The 15,453-nt window shown below is 62.4% G+C and carries 19 protein-coding genes; 16 read left to right on the top strand and 3 right to left on the bottom strand.

The genetic code is table 11. From position 1 onward, the window contains the following. The 3 genes from ACQ5BM_RS23535 to ACQ5BM_RS23525 all read left to right on the top strand — a co-directional run. On the top strand, positions 1–449 hold a 449-nt coding region (locus ACQ5BM_RS23535; RefSeq protein WP_429816636.1), incomplete at its 5' end, for an ABC transporter ATP-binding protein. Between the two features lie 24 nt (positions 450–473). Continuing rightward, on the top strand, positions 474–818 hold the full coding sequence (locus ACQ5BM_RS23530; RefSeq protein WP_429816634.1) for a DUF6867 family protein: 345 nt from the start codon (positions 474–476) through the stop codon (positions 816–818). Between the two features lie 115 nt (positions 819–933). Next, positions 934–2,052: a branched-chain amino acid ABC transporter substrate-binding protein gene (locus ACQ5BM_RS23525; protein WP_429816632.1), complete on the top strand. Its 1,119-nt coding sequence runs from the start codon at positions 934–936 to the stop codon at positions 2,050–2,052. Positions 2,053–2,271: 219 nt separating this feature from the next. On the opposite strand, the gene ACQ5BM_RS23520 is transcribed toward ACQ5BM_RS23525, so the two are convergent. After that, on the bottom strand, positions 2,272–2,517 hold the full coding sequence (locus tag ACQ5BM_RS23520; protein ID WP_429816630.1) for a hypothetical protein: 246 nt from the start codon (positions 2,515–2,517) through the stop codon (positions 2,272–2,274). On the opposite strand from ACQ5BM_RS23520, the gene ACQ5BM_RS23515 reads away from it, so the two are divergent. The 13 genes from ACQ5BM_RS23515 to ureG all read left to right on the top strand — a co-directional run bounded on the left by ACQ5BM_RS23515 (position 2,510) and on the right by ureG (position 11,039). Continuing rightward, positions 2,510–3,343 (top strand): urease accessory protein UreD, encoded by an 834-nt coding sequence (locus tag ACQ5BM_RS23515; protein WP_429816628.1) that lies wholly within the window; start codon positions 2,510–2,512, stop codon positions 3,341–3,343. The genes ACQ5BM_RS23520 and ACQ5BM_RS23515 overlap by 8 nt on opposite strands. A gap of 122 nt (positions 3,344–3,465) precedes the next feature. Then, positions 3,466–3,768 (top strand): urease subunit gamma, encoded by a 303-nt coding sequence (locus ACQ5BM_RS23510; protein WP_034794185.1) that lies wholly within the window; start codon positions 3,466–3,468, stop codon positions 3,766–3,768. Positions 3,769–3,827: 59 nt separating this feature from the next. After that, positions 3,828–4,082, top strand: a complete 255-nt coding sequence (locus tag ACQ5BM_RS23505) for a DUF1272 domain-containing protein (RefSeq protein WP_429816626.1) — start codon at positions 3,828–3,830, stop codon at positions 4,080–4,082. A gap of 10 nt (positions 4,083–4,092) precedes the next feature. Further along, on the top strand, positions 4,093–4,398 hold the full coding sequence (locus ACQ5BM_RS23500) for an urease subunit beta (protein WP_429816623.1): 306 nt from the start codon (positions 4,093–4,095) through the stop codon (positions 4,396–4,398). After that, positions 4,395–4,814, top strand: a complete 420-nt coding sequence (locus ACQ5BM_RS23495; RefSeq protein WP_429816620.1) for a lysozyme inhibitor LprI family protein — start codon at positions 4,395–4,397, stop codon at positions 4,812–4,814. Before ACQ5BM_RS23500 ends, ACQ5BM_RS23495 begins: the two co-directional genes overlap by 4 nt. Positions 4,815–4,817: 3 nt before the next feature. Then, complete coding sequence (locus ACQ5BM_RS23490; protein WP_429816618.1) at positions 4,818–5,462, top strand: Urease operon accessory protein; 645 nt, start codon at positions 4,818–4,820, stop codon at positions 5,460–5,462. 3 nt (positions 5,463–5,465) lie between these two features. Continuing rightward, positions 5,466–7,178: an urease subunit alpha gene (ureC, locus tag ACQ5BM_RS23485; protein WP_429816615.1), complete on the top strand. Its 1,713-nt coding sequence runs from the start codon at positions 5,466–5,468 to the stop codon at positions 7,176–7,178. Positions 7,179–7,195: 17 nt separating this feature from the next. Continuing rightward, on the top strand, positions 7,196–7,867 hold the full coding sequence (locus tag ACQ5BM_RS23480) for a TIGR02117 family protein (protein ID WP_429816614.1): 672 nt from the start codon (positions 7,196–7,198) through the stop codon (positions 7,865–7,867). Between the two features lie 290 nt (positions 7,868–8,157). Beyond that, on the top strand, positions 8,158–8,697 hold the full coding sequence (locus ACQ5BM_RS23475; RefSeq protein ID WP_429816612.1) for a peroxiredoxin: 540 nt from the start codon (positions 8,158–8,160) through the stop codon (positions 8,695–8,697). A 167-nt stretch (positions 8,698–8,864) separates the two neighbouring features. Beyond that, the gene (locus ACQ5BM_RS23470) at positions 8,865–9,161 is read left to right on the top strand and encodes a putative quinol monooxygenase (RefSeq protein WP_429816609.1); all 297 of its coding nucleotides are present in this window, start codon (positions 8,865–8,867) and stop codon (positions 9,159–9,161) included. A gap of 1 nt (position 9,162) precedes the next feature. After that, the gene (gene ureE, locus ACQ5BM_RS23465; protein WP_429816606.1) at positions 9,163–9,633 is read left to right on the top strand and encodes an urease accessory protein UreE; all 471 of its coding nucleotides are present in this window, start codon (positions 9,163–9,165) and stop codon (positions 9,631–9,633) included. Further along, a complete protein-coding gene (locus tag ACQ5BM_RS23460) occupies positions 9,626–10,297 on the top strand; it encodes an urease accessory protein UreF (RefSeq protein WP_429816658.1) in 672 nt (223 codons plus the stop codon). Before ureE ends, ACQ5BM_RS23460 begins: the two co-directional genes overlap by 8 nt. Positions 10,298–10,427: 130 nt before the next feature. Then, positions 10,428–11,039, top strand: a complete 612-nt coding sequence (gene ureG / locus ACQ5BM_RS23455; protein WP_429816603.1) for an urease accessory protein UreG — start codon at positions 10,428–10,430, stop codon at positions 11,037–11,039. Positions 11,040–11,077: 38 nt separating this feature from the next. On the opposite strand, the gene ACQ5BM_RS23450 is transcribed toward ureG, so the two are convergent. Together ACQ5BM_RS23450 and ACQ5BM_RS23445 are read right to left on the bottom strand one after the other, a co-directional pair. Continuing rightward, on the bottom strand, positions 11,078–11,758 hold the full coding sequence (locus ACQ5BM_RS23450; protein WP_173517591.1) for a Crp/Fnr family transcriptional regulator: 681 nt from the start codon (positions 11,756–11,758) through the stop codon (positions 11,078–11,080). 368 nt (positions 11,759–12,126) lie between these two features. Next, on the bottom strand, positions 12,127–15,444 hold the full coding sequence (locus tag ACQ5BM_RS23445; protein WP_429816600.1) for an efflux RND transporter permease subunit: 3,318 nt from the start codon (positions 15,442–15,444) through the stop codon (positions 12,127–12,129). Between the last annotated feature and the right edge of the window lie 9 nt (positions 15,445–15,453).

Genomic DNA, 15,453 nt, shown 5'->3' with positions numbered 1-15,453 from the left:
CGCGCATGACGGTGTTCGAGAACCTGCAGATGGGTGCGAGCCTCGACAACCTGAAGCACTTCGATCAGGACGTGGAGAAGGTGTTTACCCTTTTCCCGCGTCTGAAGGAGCGCCAGGCACAGCGCGGTGGCACGCTTTCGGGCGGCGAACAGCAGATGCTGTCGATCGGCCGCGCGCTGATGGCCCGGCCGAAGCTCCTGCTTCTCGACGAGCCATCGCTCGGTCTCGCGCCGCTGATCGTCAAGGGCATCTTCGAAGCGATCAAGAAACTCAACAAGGACGAGGGACTGACAGTCTTCCTCGTCGAGCAGAACGCCTTCGGGGCGCTTAAGCTTTCGGACCGCGGCTACGTGATGGTCAACGGCCGGGTGACGATGAGCGGTTCCGGCAAGGACCTGCTCGCCAATCCGGAAGTTCGCGCGGCCTATCTCGAAGGCGGCCGTCATTGATCGGCCGCATCTGGAGCAAGTGACATGCAGGGAATTCTCTACGAAGAAACGTCGATCTGGCAGTTTCTTTTCATAAGCTGCGTGCTTGGCGGCTGGACCGCCTGGCGTACGGGCAAGAGCGTGGCCGAAACCTGGGAAGGCATGCCACGGCTGCTGCTCTACGTGGCATTGCTGGGGCTGGGTATCCGTTTCATCCACCACGCCCTCTTTGCGGGCACGATGTTCAACCTGCAATACTATATCGTGGACACGATCGTGCTTTTGTTGTTTGCTACCGCAGGTTTCCGGTACTACCGGACCAAGCAAATGACCAATAACTACTATTGGCTCTATGAGAAGGTTTCGCCTTTCTCCTGGAAAGCCAAATAAAGGGAACAGCGCGCGCCGGTCCGCCGCGGCCGGTGCGAAAGAAACACCGGCGCAACTATGGTGGGTGTTGCGCAGGTTGGTAACGAGACCCGCTCGAATAATTGGGAGTAACAAGATGAAAAAGTCTCTTCTGTCGGCGGTCGCGCTGACGGCTATGGTTGCCTTCAGCGGCAGCGCCTGGGCTGATGTTCTCGTTGGTGTCGCCGGCCCGCTGACTGGCCCGAACGCCGCATTCGGTGCACAGCTCCAGAAAGGTGCAGAACAGGCCGCCGCCGACATCAACGCTGCTGGCGGTATCAATGGGGAACAGATCAAGGTTGTCCTGGGCGACGACGTTTCGGACGCCAAGCAGGGCGTTTCGGTCGCCAACAAGTTCGTTGCTGACGGTGTGAAGTTCGTTGTCGGCCACTTCAACTCGGGCGTGTCCATCCCGGCTTCCGAAGTCTACGCCGAAAACGGCATCCTGCAGATCACCCCGGCCTCTACCAACCCGCAGTTCACCGAGCGCGGCCTGTGGAACACCTTCCGCACCTGCGGCCGTGACGACCAGCAGGGCGCCGTAGCCGGTGCCTACCTCGCCGCCAACTTCAAGGACGCGAAGATCGCCGTCGTTCACGACAAGACCCCCTATGGTCAGGGCCTTGCCGACGAAACCAAGAAGGCGATGAACGAAGCCGGCCTAACCGAAGCCCTCTATGAAGGCATCAACACCGGCGACAAGGACTTCTCGGCGCTGATCGCCAAGATGAAGGAAGCCGGCGTCTCGATCGTCTACTACGGCGGTCTGCACACCGAAGCCGGCCTGATCATGCGCCAGATGAAGGACCAGGGCCTCAAGGCAACCGTGATGTCGGGCGACGGTATCGTTTCGAACGAACTGGCCTCGATCGCCGGCGACGCCGTTGACGGCACGCTGATGACCTTCGCTCCGGATCCGCGCAAGAACCCGGCTGCCAAGGAACTCGTCGAGAAGTTCCGCGCTGCCGGCTTCGAACCGGAAGCCTACACGCTCTACGCTTACGCCGCTCTCCAGGTCATCGCCGAAGGCGCGAAGGCTTCGGGCGGCAACGACCCGCAGGCTGTTGCCGAAGCCATCAAGGCAAAGGGTCCGTTCAAGACCGCAATCGGCGAACTCGGCTATGACGAAAAGGGCGACATCACCCGTCCGGACTACGTCATGTACACCTGGAAGAAGGGTGAAGACGGCAAGTACAGCTACTTCCAGAACGAGTAGTTCTGATTTCGGACCTGGCGTCCGATTTGTCAGGCCCGGCGAGCGATCGCCGGGCTTTTCTGTAGGCAAAGCGACCCCCACCTCTGGTCGAGGTCATGGCTTTTTCGTGATAAGTGTTTCGCCTGTCGAGATGGCTGTCGCGTCGCGCCGTTTCGTGCACTCTCTCCCGAATACTGTGCCGGAGGCGGCCATGAGCTCGAAACCCCGCATTCTCGTCACTCATCGCTCGACAACATCCCCGCTTTCTTCGGAGCGCGCGAGCCGCTGGATCGGATAGCGTAAGCGATTGCCTGTTTTTCGCGCAGCACTTGCACGGAAATGCAGCGGCTTGACGATTTTCTTTGCAAAACAATAACTTGACTTGTCGTGCCGCGATGCGGACGATAGCGCGAAGGCAAGGCGAGCGGCCCAACGGGTGCGGCGCCAAGGATTGAAGGACACCGCTCGGCGGTCGAGGATGAACAAGGCAGCAAGCATCGCCCCGCAACGGGCCTGGGGGAAGGGCCGGCTGGTCGCCAAGACGGCGCTCGGCCAGAGCCGCATTGCGGAACTCTATCAGGAAGGCTGCGCCAAGATCCGCCTGCCGAAGACCTTCGATGCCTCCATGGAAGCCGTACTCATTAATTCCTCCGGCGGTCTCACCGGCGGCGACCGCATGGTTTGGGAAGTGGTGGCAGGGGCCGGAACCGACCTGACGGTGACGACGCAGGCCTGTGAGAAGATCTACAAGGCGAGTGCCGATACGGTCGCGGTGGCCACGCGTATCGAGGTTGCCGCCGGCGCGCGCGTCGACTGGCTGCCGCAGGAAACGATCCTTTTCGACCATGCCTCGCTGTCGCGTTCTTTGGACGTGGAGCTTGCCGCCGACGCGACGTTCCTGGCGGTGGAGGCGGTTCTGCTTGGTCGCAAGGCGATGGGCGAGGTGGTGCAAACCGGGCTCTTCCGCGATCGCTGGCGCATCCGCGCCGACGGTAAGCTGCTGCATGCGGACAATTTGGCGCTTGCCGGAGAGATCGCCAGCCTCGGTCAGCGACGGGTGGTGCTCGACGGCGCGGTCGCCTTTGCCACGCTCCTCTATGTCGGTCCCGATTGTGAGCCCTTGTTGCCGCGTCTTCGATTGCTCCTTGACGGTGAGGCTGGCGTCGGCATCAGCCATTTCCAGGTCGATGGCCGCGACAAGCTGGTTGCCCGCTTGGTGGCGCCGGATGGGTTCGCGCTCAGAAAAATCCTCATCCCCCTCATTTCGCACTTGCGCAAGCAGAAGACAGTGCCGAAAGTCTGGGTTCTCTAGGTCATTTTATATTTTTATTGAAACTGTGAAATGATCTAACACATTGAAACTCTGTAATTCCTGACGGAAAAACGCTCCGCAGACTTCCTGGGAATTGCTTCACGAACAACCGGTGGCGACGCATGAATCTTACCCCGCGCGAAAAGGACAAATTGCTGATTTCCATGGCGGCGATGGTCGCGCGCCGGCGCCTGGAGCGCGGCGTGAAACTCAACCATCCGGAGGCGATCGCGCTGATCACTGATTTCGTCGTCGAAGGCGCGCGCGACGGACGCTCGGTTGCCGAACTGATGGAGGCGGGCGCCCAGGTGCTGACGCGCGATCAGGTGATGGAGGGCATTCCCGAGATGATCCACGACATCCAGATCGAAGCGACATTTCCCGACGGTACGAAGCTCGTCACCGTTCACGAACCGATCCGCTAAACGAAGGAAACACGGCCCTTCCGGTCGTCTCGTCCAACCCATGATCTCAGGAGGCAAGCATGCTGGCTTTGCGCCCCAATTGCGAGTGCTGCGACAAGGATCTGCCGCCGGATAGCCGCGAGGCGATGATCTGTACGTTCGAGTGCACCTTCTGCGTGGATTGTGTCGACGCAAAGCTCGGCGGCACCTGCCCGAACTGCGGCGGCGAATTCACGCGGCGGCCGGTGCGGCCGGCAGCCCTGCTTGAAAAATATCCGGCGTCGACCGAGCGGGTACTGAAGCCTGAGGGCTGCGCCGGCACCAAGGCGGCTTGAGGAGAGAACCATGATCCCAGGAGAAATCATCGCGGCTGCCGGAGAGATCGAGCTCAATGCCGGCCTCGACACAACAACCATCGAGGTTGCCAATACCGGTGACCGCCCAATCCAGGTCGGCAGCCACTACCATTTCGCCGAAACCAACGCCGGACTGCAGTTTGACCGGGAGGCCGCCTACGGTCGGCGACTGGACATTCCGGCCGGCACGGCCGTTCGTTTCGAGCCGGGACAGACGCGCCAGGTGACGCTGATCCCCCTTTCCGGCAAGCGCGAGGTCTACGGCTTCCGTCAGCAGGTGATGGGCAAGCTATGAGCCGCCTCGCTCTCCTTGCCATCGCTCTCGTTCTGCCTCTTGCGCCGGCTCTGGCGCAAGAGGACAAAGTCGACTGCCAGAATGCCGTCACGCAGATGGACATGAACATTTGCGCCAACAAGGACTACGAGGCGGCGGATGTCGAGTTGAACAAGGTTTACAAGCTGGCCTTGGCAGCGACGAAGGCGCAGGACAAGGAGCTTGCCGCGATCGATGCGAACTATGTCGGCGCCGAAGAGGCCCTTAAGAAGGCGCAGCGCGCCTGGATCGCTTACCGTGACGGCCAATGCGAGCTTTCGGGCTTCGAAGCCCGCGGGGGCTCGATGGAGCCGATGCTCGTCTCCGGTTGCCTCGCCGAGTTGACGAGGGCCCGGACGAAGGAACTCCAAGCCATTGTCGAGCCTGACGGAAACTAGACCTTGAGCGGCGGCCGCACCATCATGATCGTGGGCAATGGCGAAGTGCCTGATGTCGCGGGCGCGTCGATCGACTCCGCCGATATCGTCGTCCGTTTCAACGATTGCCGTTCCGTCGGTTCCGGTGGCCATAAGACCGATATCGTTGCCGTCTGCAACACCGGGCGCCCCGGGCTTGCCATGCTCGGCGGCGGCCGGTGGAAGAGGAGTTCGGCGGTGCGCGAGGCGCGAGAAATCTGGTGCGTCCGCTCCGGCGCGAAGTTTGCCGCGATGCGAGGCACCCTGGCGAAAACGCATCCGGACCTCGATGATTTCTGTGACGACTACACCGTCGGTTTCGAGAGTTTCAGCCGCTCGACCAACCGCCGTTTTCGCATCGTGCCGGCCGCGGTGCATGAGCAACTGGACCATGATCTCGCCAGCTTCTCACCGGATCCCTACGTCGTTCCGTCCAGCGGCCTGATCGTCATTGCCGATATCCTGTCCAATATCGCGACAGCCGATGACGACGTCGTGCTCGCCGGCTTCGGCCATGTCGGGTGGCAATGGCATCCCTTTGCCGCCGAGCGCCGCTATGTCGATGCCCTGGCAGCAAGAGGCCGCCTTCGCCGCCTTCATCCACTTTCTACTTCGTCCCAAGGAGCCTGAACCATGCCCTACAAGATGTCGCGCGCGGCCTATGCCAACATGTTCGGTCCGACGGTCGGTGACAAGGTGCGGCTTGCGGACACCGAACTCTTCATCGAGGTCGAGAAGGACTTCACCACCTATGGCGAGGAGGTGAAGTTCGGGGGCGGCAAGGTCATTCGCGACGGCATGGGGCAGAGCCAGTTGACCCGTGCGGAGGGCGCCGTCGATACGGTCATTACCAATGCGCTGATCGTCGACCACTGGGGCATCGTCAAGGCCGATATCGGCCTCAAGGACGGCCGTATCGCCGGGATCGGCAAGGCCGGCAATCCGGATACCCAACCGGGCGTGACCATCATCGTCGGTCCCGGGACCGAGGTGATTGCGGGCGAAGGCAAGATCGTCACCGCCGGCGGCATGGACAGCCACATCCATTATATCTGCCCGCAGCAGATCGAGGAGGCGCTGGTCAGCGGGCTTACCTGCATGCTGGGCGGCGGTGCGGGGCCGGGGCATGGCACGCTTGCCACCACCTGCACCTCGGGGCCGTGGCATCTTGCCCGCATGATCGAGGCGGCCGATGGTTTTCCGATGAACATCGCTTTTGCCGGCAAGGGCAATGCCTCGCGGCCGGGCGCACTGGTCGAGATGGTGCTTGCCGGGGCCACCTCGCTGAAGCTGCACGAGGACTGGGGCTCGACGCCCGCGGCGATCGATTGCTGCCTGGGTGTGGCCGACGAATACGACGTGCAGGTGATGATCCACACCGATACGCTGAACGAGAGCGGTTTCGTCGAGGATACGATCGCGGCGATCAAGGGCCGCACGATCCATGCTTTCCACACGGAAGGCGCCGGCGGCGGCCACGCGCCCGATATCATCAAGATCTGCGGCCAGCCGAACGTCATTCCGTCGTCCACCAACCCGACGCGGCCCTACACCAGGAACACGCTGGCCGAGCACCTGGACATGCTGATGGTCTGCCATCACCTGTCGCCGTCGATCCCCGAGGACATCGCCTTTGCCGAGAGCCGCATCCGTAAGGAAACGATCGCGGCGGAAGACATCCTGCACGACATCGGCGCGTTTTCGATCATTTCCTCCGACAGCCAGGCGATGGGCCGCGTCGGCGAGGTGGCGATCCGCACCTGGCAGACGGCCGACAAGATGAAGCGCCAGCGCGGGCCCTTGCCGCAGGAAACCGGCGACAACGACAATTTCCGGGTGAAGCGCTATATCGCCAAATACACGATCAACCCGGCGATCGCCCATGGGCTCAGCCACGAGATCGGTTCGCTGGAGGTCGGCAAGCGCGCCGATCTCGTCATCTGGAACCCGGCCTTCTTCGGCGTGAAGCCGGACTTCGTGCTGCTCGGCGGTTCGATCGCCATCGCCCCGATGGGCGACCCGAACGCCTCCATCCCGACGCCGCAGCCGGTGCACTACCGGCCGATGTTTGCAGCCTACGGCAAGAACCGCACAAGCTCCTCCGTCACCTTCGTGTCGCAGGCTTCGCTCGATGCCGGGCTTGCCGCCAAGCTCGGCGTTGCCAAGCAGCTCGTGGCCGTCAGGAACACCCGCGGCGGCATCGGCAAGGCGTCGATGATCCATAACAGCCTGACGCCGCATATCGAGGTCGATCCGGAGACCTATGAAGTGCGCGCCGACGGCGAGCTGCTGACCTGTGAGCCGGCGACGATCGTGCCGATGGCGCAGCGCTACTTCCTGTTCTGAGCGAGCAAGAGCCGAGCATGAAGCGCAGCCTGAAATGGGCTTTCTTCGGCCTGCTGGCGGCGGTGCTGGCGGTCGTTCTCGGAACGCTTCTGCCGCGGCCGCTCTTGCCGGCGTCCGCCGCCGCGATGGGCGCGGGGGGTACGCGCATCCTGGTGCTCTCAGGTCCGATCCACACGGATATCGCCGTGCCCTTGACGAAGGAAACGAGGGTCCGGTTCGGTTTCATCGAGCCGGCCGGCGTACCGATTGCCCATCCACAGGCACAATGGTTGATCTTCGGCTGGGGCGGGCGCTCCTTCTATCTGGAAACGCCGACCTGGTCGGAGCTGAAGGCCATGCCGGTCTTCAAGGCGCTGACGCTCGACCGCTCGGTGATGCATGTGGATGTCGCCGGCCGGATCGCCGAACCGCAAGCGTCCGTCGCCGGCTTCGAGCTGGACGCGGCTGGCTATGAGCGGCTGCTCGCTTTCATTGCCGATGGCTTTACGCGTGACGGCGGGGCTGTCGTTCCGATCGACGGCTATTCCTACAATGGCAACGACCGCTTCTTCGAAGCGGAGGGCAGTTTCAATGCGCTTTTCGGCTGCAATACCTGGACGGCGCGGGCACTGCGCGAAGCAGGTTTGAGAACAGGCTTGTGGAACCCGGTCCCGCCGAGCCTCGGACTGTCCTTGCGCATCCACAATTGAGGCCCTCGTGGAATGAACAGAAGCCATGCGACTCTTGCATGGCTGCCATGCCCGCATGTGAATCGGGCCGTTTCGTGCTGCGCCGCAGCGCAAGATCAGATAGGAAAGCGGCTGACCTTTTCTCGGTTGCCAGCAATCCTCCCAAGACCTGCCGACCGAGAGCCGCTGGAGCGGGATGAGGAAAAGTGCATGCGGTTTCCGCCCCCATCCCGCTCTGACTTATGAGAAGCGATCACGTCGATGATTTGGGTCGATCCGAACCAAATCATTGTGATCTAAAGGAGATGACGATGCTTGGCAGAAAAGTACCCGCTGTAACGTTCCGTACCCGCGTTCGCGACGAAGCCGTTGGCGGCCCCAACCCGTTCCGCTGGGAGGACGTGTCCACCGACGATTACTTCGCCGGCAAGCGCGTCGTGCTGTTCTCGCTGCCCGGCGCCTTCACGCCGACCTGCTCGACCTATCAGCTGCCGGATTTCGAAAAGCTGACCGCCGATTTCCGCGCCGAAGGCATCGACGAGATCTACTGCATCTCGGTCAATGACGCCTTCGTCATGAATGCCTGGGGCAAGTCCCAGAACCTCGAAAACGTCAAGCTGATCCCGGACGGTTCGGGTGAATTCACCCGCAAGATGGGCATGCTGGTCGCCAAGGACAATCTCGGCTTCGGCATGCGCTCCTGGCGCTACGCGGCCGTCGTCAACAACGGCGTCGTCGAGCAGTGGTTCGAGGAAGAGGGCTACTCCGACAATTGCGACAGCGACCCCTATGGCGTTTCCTCGCCCCAGAACATTCTGGAGACGTTGAAATCTCAGAAGCTTGCTGCCTGATGGCAAGGACATACCGTCCCTGATTTGAGAAAGCCCGAAGATCGGATCCGGTCTTCGGGCTTTTTCTTGCTCGATGCGGGGCAGGCAGACCTTGAAAAGCGGTTCCACGACTGGCGTCGAGGCTTTTTCTTGCTAGACTGGCGGATAGAAAAGATATCGAGGGTTCAATGGTTTACATTATCGCCTACCTGACCGCGCATCCGGGCAAGGGAGATGAGGTCGTGTCGCTGGCAGCACCGCTGATCGACGCTACGCGGCGCGAGGCCGGTTGCATCACCTATGACCTTTATCGCAAGCCGGCCGATCCCGATGCGCTGGTGTTCGTTGAGACCTGGCAGAGCAAGGCGGCCGTCGATGCACATTTCGAGGAGCCGCATCTGAAAACCTTCCAGGCGGCTATGGCGGACCTGCTGATCGAGGCGCGCATCGAGCTCGTGACCCCGGAAAAGGTCGAGGTACTCTGAGATGCCGTATCGCTCGACTGAAGTTCTCTCGCCGGGGCCGGGCGACAAGGCGCCGCTCCACAGCGTGACGCTGGCGCACGACGCGCGGCACCTGCGGCGCAAGCTGCTGCATCTCGAAAACGACGACGTGGTGATGCTGGACCTCAGGGAACCGGTGATGCTCGCCGACGGCGATCTCCTGGTGCTCGACGGTGGCGGCTATATCCGGATCGTTGCCGCGCCAGAGGCGCTTTACGAAATCCGCCCGCGCGACCCGCTGCATCTGATCGAGCTCGCCTGGCATCTCGGCAATCGCCATCTGTCGGCGCAGATCGAGGCGAAACGCATTCTGATTGCCCGTGATCCGGTCATCCGCCAGATGCTCGAAGGTTTGGGCGCGGAGGTGAGCGAGGTTTCGGAACCCTTCCAGCCGATGCGCGGCGCCTACCACGCCGGCGGTCACAACCATGACCACGGCCACCACCATGGCTGAACGGGCCGATACGCAGGCGCTGCTGCGGCTTGCGACCTGGCTGTCTCCGGCCTTCCCGGTCGGTGCTTTCTCCTATTCCAGCGGGCTCGAACAGGCGATTCATGATCGTTTGGTCACGGACGCGGCGGAGCTCCGCTCCTGGCTGGAGACGGTCGTCTGCCACGGCTCCGGCTGGAACGATGCCCTGCTTCTTGCCGAAAGCTATCGAGCCTGCGGTGATGCTGCGCGGCTGGCTGCGGCCGCGGAACTTGCCGAAGCCCTGGCGGGAAGTCGCGAGCGGCATGCGGAAACAATGCTGCAGGGCCAGGCGTTTCTGGCGGCTGCGCGGTCGTGGCCGCATCCGGTCTTCGATGCACTCGGCGAGACTGTCGCCTATCCGGTGGCCGTCGGTGCCGTTGCCGGTGGCCATGAGACCGGTCTCGAGCCGGCGCTTGCCGCCTTTCTCAACGCTTCCGTTTCAAACGGCGTTTCGGTGGCGATCCGCTGCGGCGTCATCGGCCAGCGCGATGGCATGGGCGTCATCGCAGCGCTCGAGCCGGTCATCGCGGCGACGGCAAGCAAAGCCGCAACCGCCTCGCTGGACGATCTTGGCTCGGCCACGATCGTCGCCGATATTTCGGCCTTGAGACACGAAACCCTGCATTCGCGGCTCTTCCGTTCCTAGATCATTTCACTGTTTCACAGAGACAGTGAAATGATCTAACCTCTTGAAATTACGCAATTCCGGACGGGAAACCGTTTCACGCTTTTCCTGGAATTGCTCTAGGAAGAGATCGCCTCGAAAGGACATCCAGATGGCATCGAAGAACGGTCCCCTTCGCGTCGGCATCGGCGGGCCGGTGGGCTCGGGCAAGACGGCGCTGACCGACAAGCTCTGCAAGGCGATGCGGGAGAAGTACTCCGTCGCCGTCGTTACCAACGATATCTACACCAAGGAAGACGCGGAGGCTCTGGTGCGCATGCAGGCGCTGCCGTCCGAGCGCATCGTTGGCGTGGAGACCGGGGGCTGCCCGCATACGGCGATCCGCGAGGACGCCACGATCAATCTGCAGGCAATCGCTGATCTCAATCGGCGCATACCCGATCTTGACGTCGTCTTCATCGAATCCGGCGGCGACAATCTCGCGGCGACCTTTTCGCCCGATCTTGCCGACCTGACGATCTATGTCATCTCCGTCTGCCAGGGCGAGGAGATCCCGCGAAAGGGCGGGCCGGGCATCACCAAGTCGGATCTGCTTGTCATCAACAAGAAGGATCTCGCTCCCTATGTCGGGGCCGATCTCGACGTCATGCAGCGGGATGCGACGCGGATGCGGGCGGAAAAACCCTTCGTCTTCACCGACATGAAACGCGGCGACGGCGTCAACCGGATCGTTGATTTCCTGGCGCTGCACGGCGGACTGTGACGCTCGCAGGCTACTGACAGCCGAACCTTGTCGGCGCGTCAGAAGCGTTCGAGCGCCTGCCTGTCATGGATCTCGATGACGCGGCCCTTGACCGTAACGCCCGAGCGGCGAAGTGCGGAGAAGGCGCGCGACAGCGCTTCCGGCGCCAGGCCCAGCTTGCCGGCCAGCACATTTTTCTGGAAGGGCAGGCGGAAGGAAAAGTTCGTGATGCCGTCCGGGCAGTTGCCGAGAATATAGCTTGCCACCCGTTGCGGCGCCGTCAGCAGTCGGTCTTCGGCCAGGCAATCCTCGGCCATCTGCGCGTGCCGGCACAGGAGCTGCATCAGCGCGTCGGCGATTTCGGGTGTCTGCTCGGCGAGCTTGCGCAGCTTGCGGCTGTCGATCCGCGCAAGCATCGTCGTCTCGATCGTCTGGGCGTTGGCGGTGGCGCGGTTTCCGAGGAACATGGCGCTCTCGCCGAAGAGCTCACCTTTCGGAAACACGGCGATATCCGCCTCGCGTCCGTCCTTGCCCAGACGGTAGAGACGGACCAGGCCGGAAAGGACGAAGAAGACGTGATCGAGCGGCTCGCCATGGCCAAAGAGGATGTCGTGCTCTTCATGGGTGGAAACGACCACATCGTCCAGAATTGCGTTCGTTGCCGCCAAGGGCAGCTTCTCGAAGAAGCAAGAACCGAGCAGCACCGCCCTATCGTTCGAGTTCAATCGCAACGTCTTCATCACACCCGTCCTGAGCAAGATCCAGCTGCATGTCTCCTTAAATCGACCGCGATTTAAGGACGAAGACATGCAGCAAATCAAAGTGCTACAGCGACCTTTGCGCGTCTGATCAGACGCGCGGCGCTGTAGGTGCAAGGTAATAAAGCTTGGCGGAAGGCGATTTGACCTCGATCAAATAAAATCAACAAAAAGCCCGCGCTTGCAGGGCGCGGGCTCGTACTTGGATTGTGACAGTTGCGGGCGAAGCGTCGCTTCGGCCGCTACAGCGCCGCGCGTCTTGTGAGACGCGCAAAGGTCGCTGTCGCACTTTGATTTGCTGCATGTCTTTGTCCTTAAATCGAGGTCGATTTAAGGAGACAGGCAGTAGCCTATTCGGCGGCGAGCGCCGGATGGTTGATGACCTTGCCGCCGGATCGTCCTTTGGTCTGGTCCGACTCGAGCGTCTTCAGGCGATCTTCCAGGCCTTCGATCGTCTTGCTCTGCTCCTGGACCAGGTCCGTCAGAGTGCCGCGGTCGAGCGGCAGGTTCTCCTCGTCCTTTCGGCCGACGAAACGGCCGAAGATGCGGGCGAGCAGCCGCGAGAGGTCGTCCATGATCAGGAAGAACGACGGCACGATCACAAGGCTCAGCACCGTCGAGACAATGATGCCGCCGATCACCGCGATTGCCATCGGGGCGCGGAACGAGCCGCCTTCGCCGACGCCCAGCGCGGAGGGCAGCATGCCCGCCGACATGGCGATCGAGGTCATGATGATCGGGCGGGCGCGCTTGCGGCCGGCCTCGATCATCGCGACCTGACGGTCCATGCCGTGGTGCATCATCTCGATGCCGAAGTCGACGAGCAGGATCGCGTTCTTGGTGACGATGCCCATCAACATCAGGATACCGATCAGCACCGGCATCGACAGCGCGTTCTGCGTCAGGATCAGCGCGGCGGCGACGCCGCCGATGGCAAGCGGCAGCGAGAACAGGATGGTGAACGGCTGGATCACGTCCTTGAAGAGCAGGATCAGCACCACCAGCACCAGCATCAGGCCAAGCAGCATGGCATTGCCGAAGCTCTGCTGCATCTCCGCCTGGACCTCGGCGTCGCCGCTTTCGAGGAACTGCACGGATTTGGGCAACTCGGCCTGACCGGCGATCTGCTTGAAGCGGTCCGAGGCGGTGTTGAGCGCGACGCCGACCGGCAGGTCCGCGCCGAGCGAGACGACCCGGTTGCGGTCGTAGCGCTTGATCGAGCTCGGGCCTTCCGAATAGTTGATATCGGCAACGCTCGACAGCGGCACGGTAGCACCCGCTGCCGTCGTGATCTTGAGATTCCGGATCGCCGCGATATCGGTGCGGAAGTCGCGGTTGATCTGCACGCGGATCGGAATCAGCCGTCCGTCGAGCGCGATCTTGGTCAGCGCCGCGTCGATATCGCCGATGGTGGCGACGCGGATGACCTCCGAGATCTGCGCCGTGGTGATGCCGAGGCGCGACATCTGTTCGTCACGCGGGCGGATCTGAAGTTCCGGGCGGGGGAGCGCCCCATCCGGGCTGACATTGGCGAGCAGCGGATCGCTGCGCAGCTTCGCTTCCAGGATCGCGACGCCCTGGTCGAGATCGGCCTCGTTGTTGGAGAGCAGGTTGAACGCAAGGTCGCGCTGGCCGCGGTCGTTGAGCTTGATGACCCGCACGTCCGGTATGTCGCGAACGCGGGCGAAGATTTCCTTCTCGATCTCCGACTGCGGGACGATGCGGCCGGCAGGGGCCATCTTCGGCAGGTAAGGGCCGATCAGCGGCGTGCGGCCGATGACGTCGTTGACGACCTTGTTCACGAGCGAATGGTCGAGCTTTTTCAGAAGCACCGTGACGGTGGCGCGGCGCAGCTCCAGATCGCCTTTCGGCGAGGCACCGCCGAGGACGAAAATGTTGTCGACCCCATCGATACCCTTGATCCGGTTGTAGATCTCCGTCGTGGTCCGGTCGGTGTCCTCGAGCATGGCATCCGGAGGCAGCTCGATCGACAGGCTGACGCGCGAGGCGTCCTCCGGCGGCAGGAAGCTGCCGGGTACATAGAGGATCAGCGCAAAGACGGAGCCGACCGAGAAGGCGATTGCGGCAAGCAGCGTCAGGTAACGCGTGTACCAATGTTTGGTCGTGACCTGCACGAGGCGCGTGTAGTTGCGCATCATGAAGCCGTCTTTGTTGTGGTGGTCGGCGCCCGCGTCCGAAGCACGCATCAGATAGGCGGCCATGACAGGCGTGATCAGGCGGGCGACGAGCAGCGAGAAGAACACTGCGACGGCAACCGTCAGACCGAACTGGATGAAGTACTGGCCAGGAATGCCCGGCATGAAGGACACGGGCACGAAGACCGCGATGATCGTGAAGGTCGTCGCGATAACCGCCAGGCCGATCTCATCCGCCGCCTCGATCGCGGCCCGATAGGGCGACTTGCCCATATGGATGTGCCGCTCGATGTTCTCGATCTCGACGATTGCGTCGTCGACGAGGATACCGGTCGCGAGCGTCATCGCGAGGAAGCTGACGAGGTTCAGCGAGAAGCCGAGCAGGTCCATGACCCAGAAGGTCGGGATCGCCGACAGCGGCAGTGCGACGGCCGAGATCAAGGTGGCGCGCCAGTTGCGCAGAAAGAGCATGACGACGATGACGGCGAGCAGCGCGCCTTCCATCAGCGTGTGCAGCGCCGCTTCGTAGTTGCCGTAGGTGAAGTAGACGGAATCGTCGACCATCTCGATGGTGACATCGGGGTTCGCCGCACGGATCTTTTCGAGCGACTTGGCGACCGTCTCGGCGACGCTGACCTCGCTGGCGCCCTTGGCGCGGAAGACCGCGAAGGTCACGCCGGGATTGCCGTTGAAGCGCGAGAAGGAGCGCGGCTCCTCATAGGTGTCGGTGACCGTGCCGAGATCGGAGAGGCGCACGAAGCGACCGCTCGGCACCGAGATCATCGTGTTGGCGAGCTGGTTGACGTTGCGGGTGTCGCCAAGGGTGCGGATCGCCTGCTCGCTGCCGCCGACCTGGCCGCGGCCGGAGCCGAGATCCATGTTCATGCGGCGAAGCTGGCCGTTGACGTCGGCGGCGGTGATGCCGAGCGAATTCAGCTTGTCGTCGTTGAGTTCGATCCGAACCTCGCGGTCGGCGCCGCCATAGCGGTCGACACGGCCGATGCCCTTCTTGCCCTGGATTTCGCGCTTGATGACGTCATCGACGAACCAGGAGAGCTCTTCCAGCGACATGCCGGGCGCGGAGACGGAGAAGGTCTGGATCGCCTGGCCTTCGACGTCGACCTTGGAGACGATCGGTTCCTCGATCGAGGTGGGGAGATCGCTGCGGATGCGGTCGATTGCGTCCTTGACGTCCTGCACCGCCTGGGCCGTCGGCACTTCCATGCGGAAGATGACCGCGGTCGTCGACGTGCCGTCATTGATCGTCGATTCGATGTGGTCGACGCCGGTGACGCTCGCGACCGCGTCCTCGATTTCCTTGGTGACCTGCGTCTCGAGCTCGGCCGGTGATGCGCCGCTCTGCGTCACGTTGATCGAGACGATCGGCACGTCGATATTGGGGAAGCGGGTGATCGGCAGCGATTCGAAGGACTGATAGCCGAGCACCATCAGAACGACGAAAGCAAGGATCGGCGCGATCGGATTGCGTATGGACCAGGCTGAGAAGTTCATGGTCACGGT

This window comes from Ensifer sp. B1-9 (assembly GCF_050474445.1).
Taxonomy (GTDB): domain Bacteria; phylum Pseudomonadota; class Alphaproteobacteria; order Rhizobiales; family Rhizobiaceae; genus Ensifer.
Note: the sequence above shows the minus strand (reverse complement) of the source record. Positions and strands in the feature narration are given on the sequence as shown.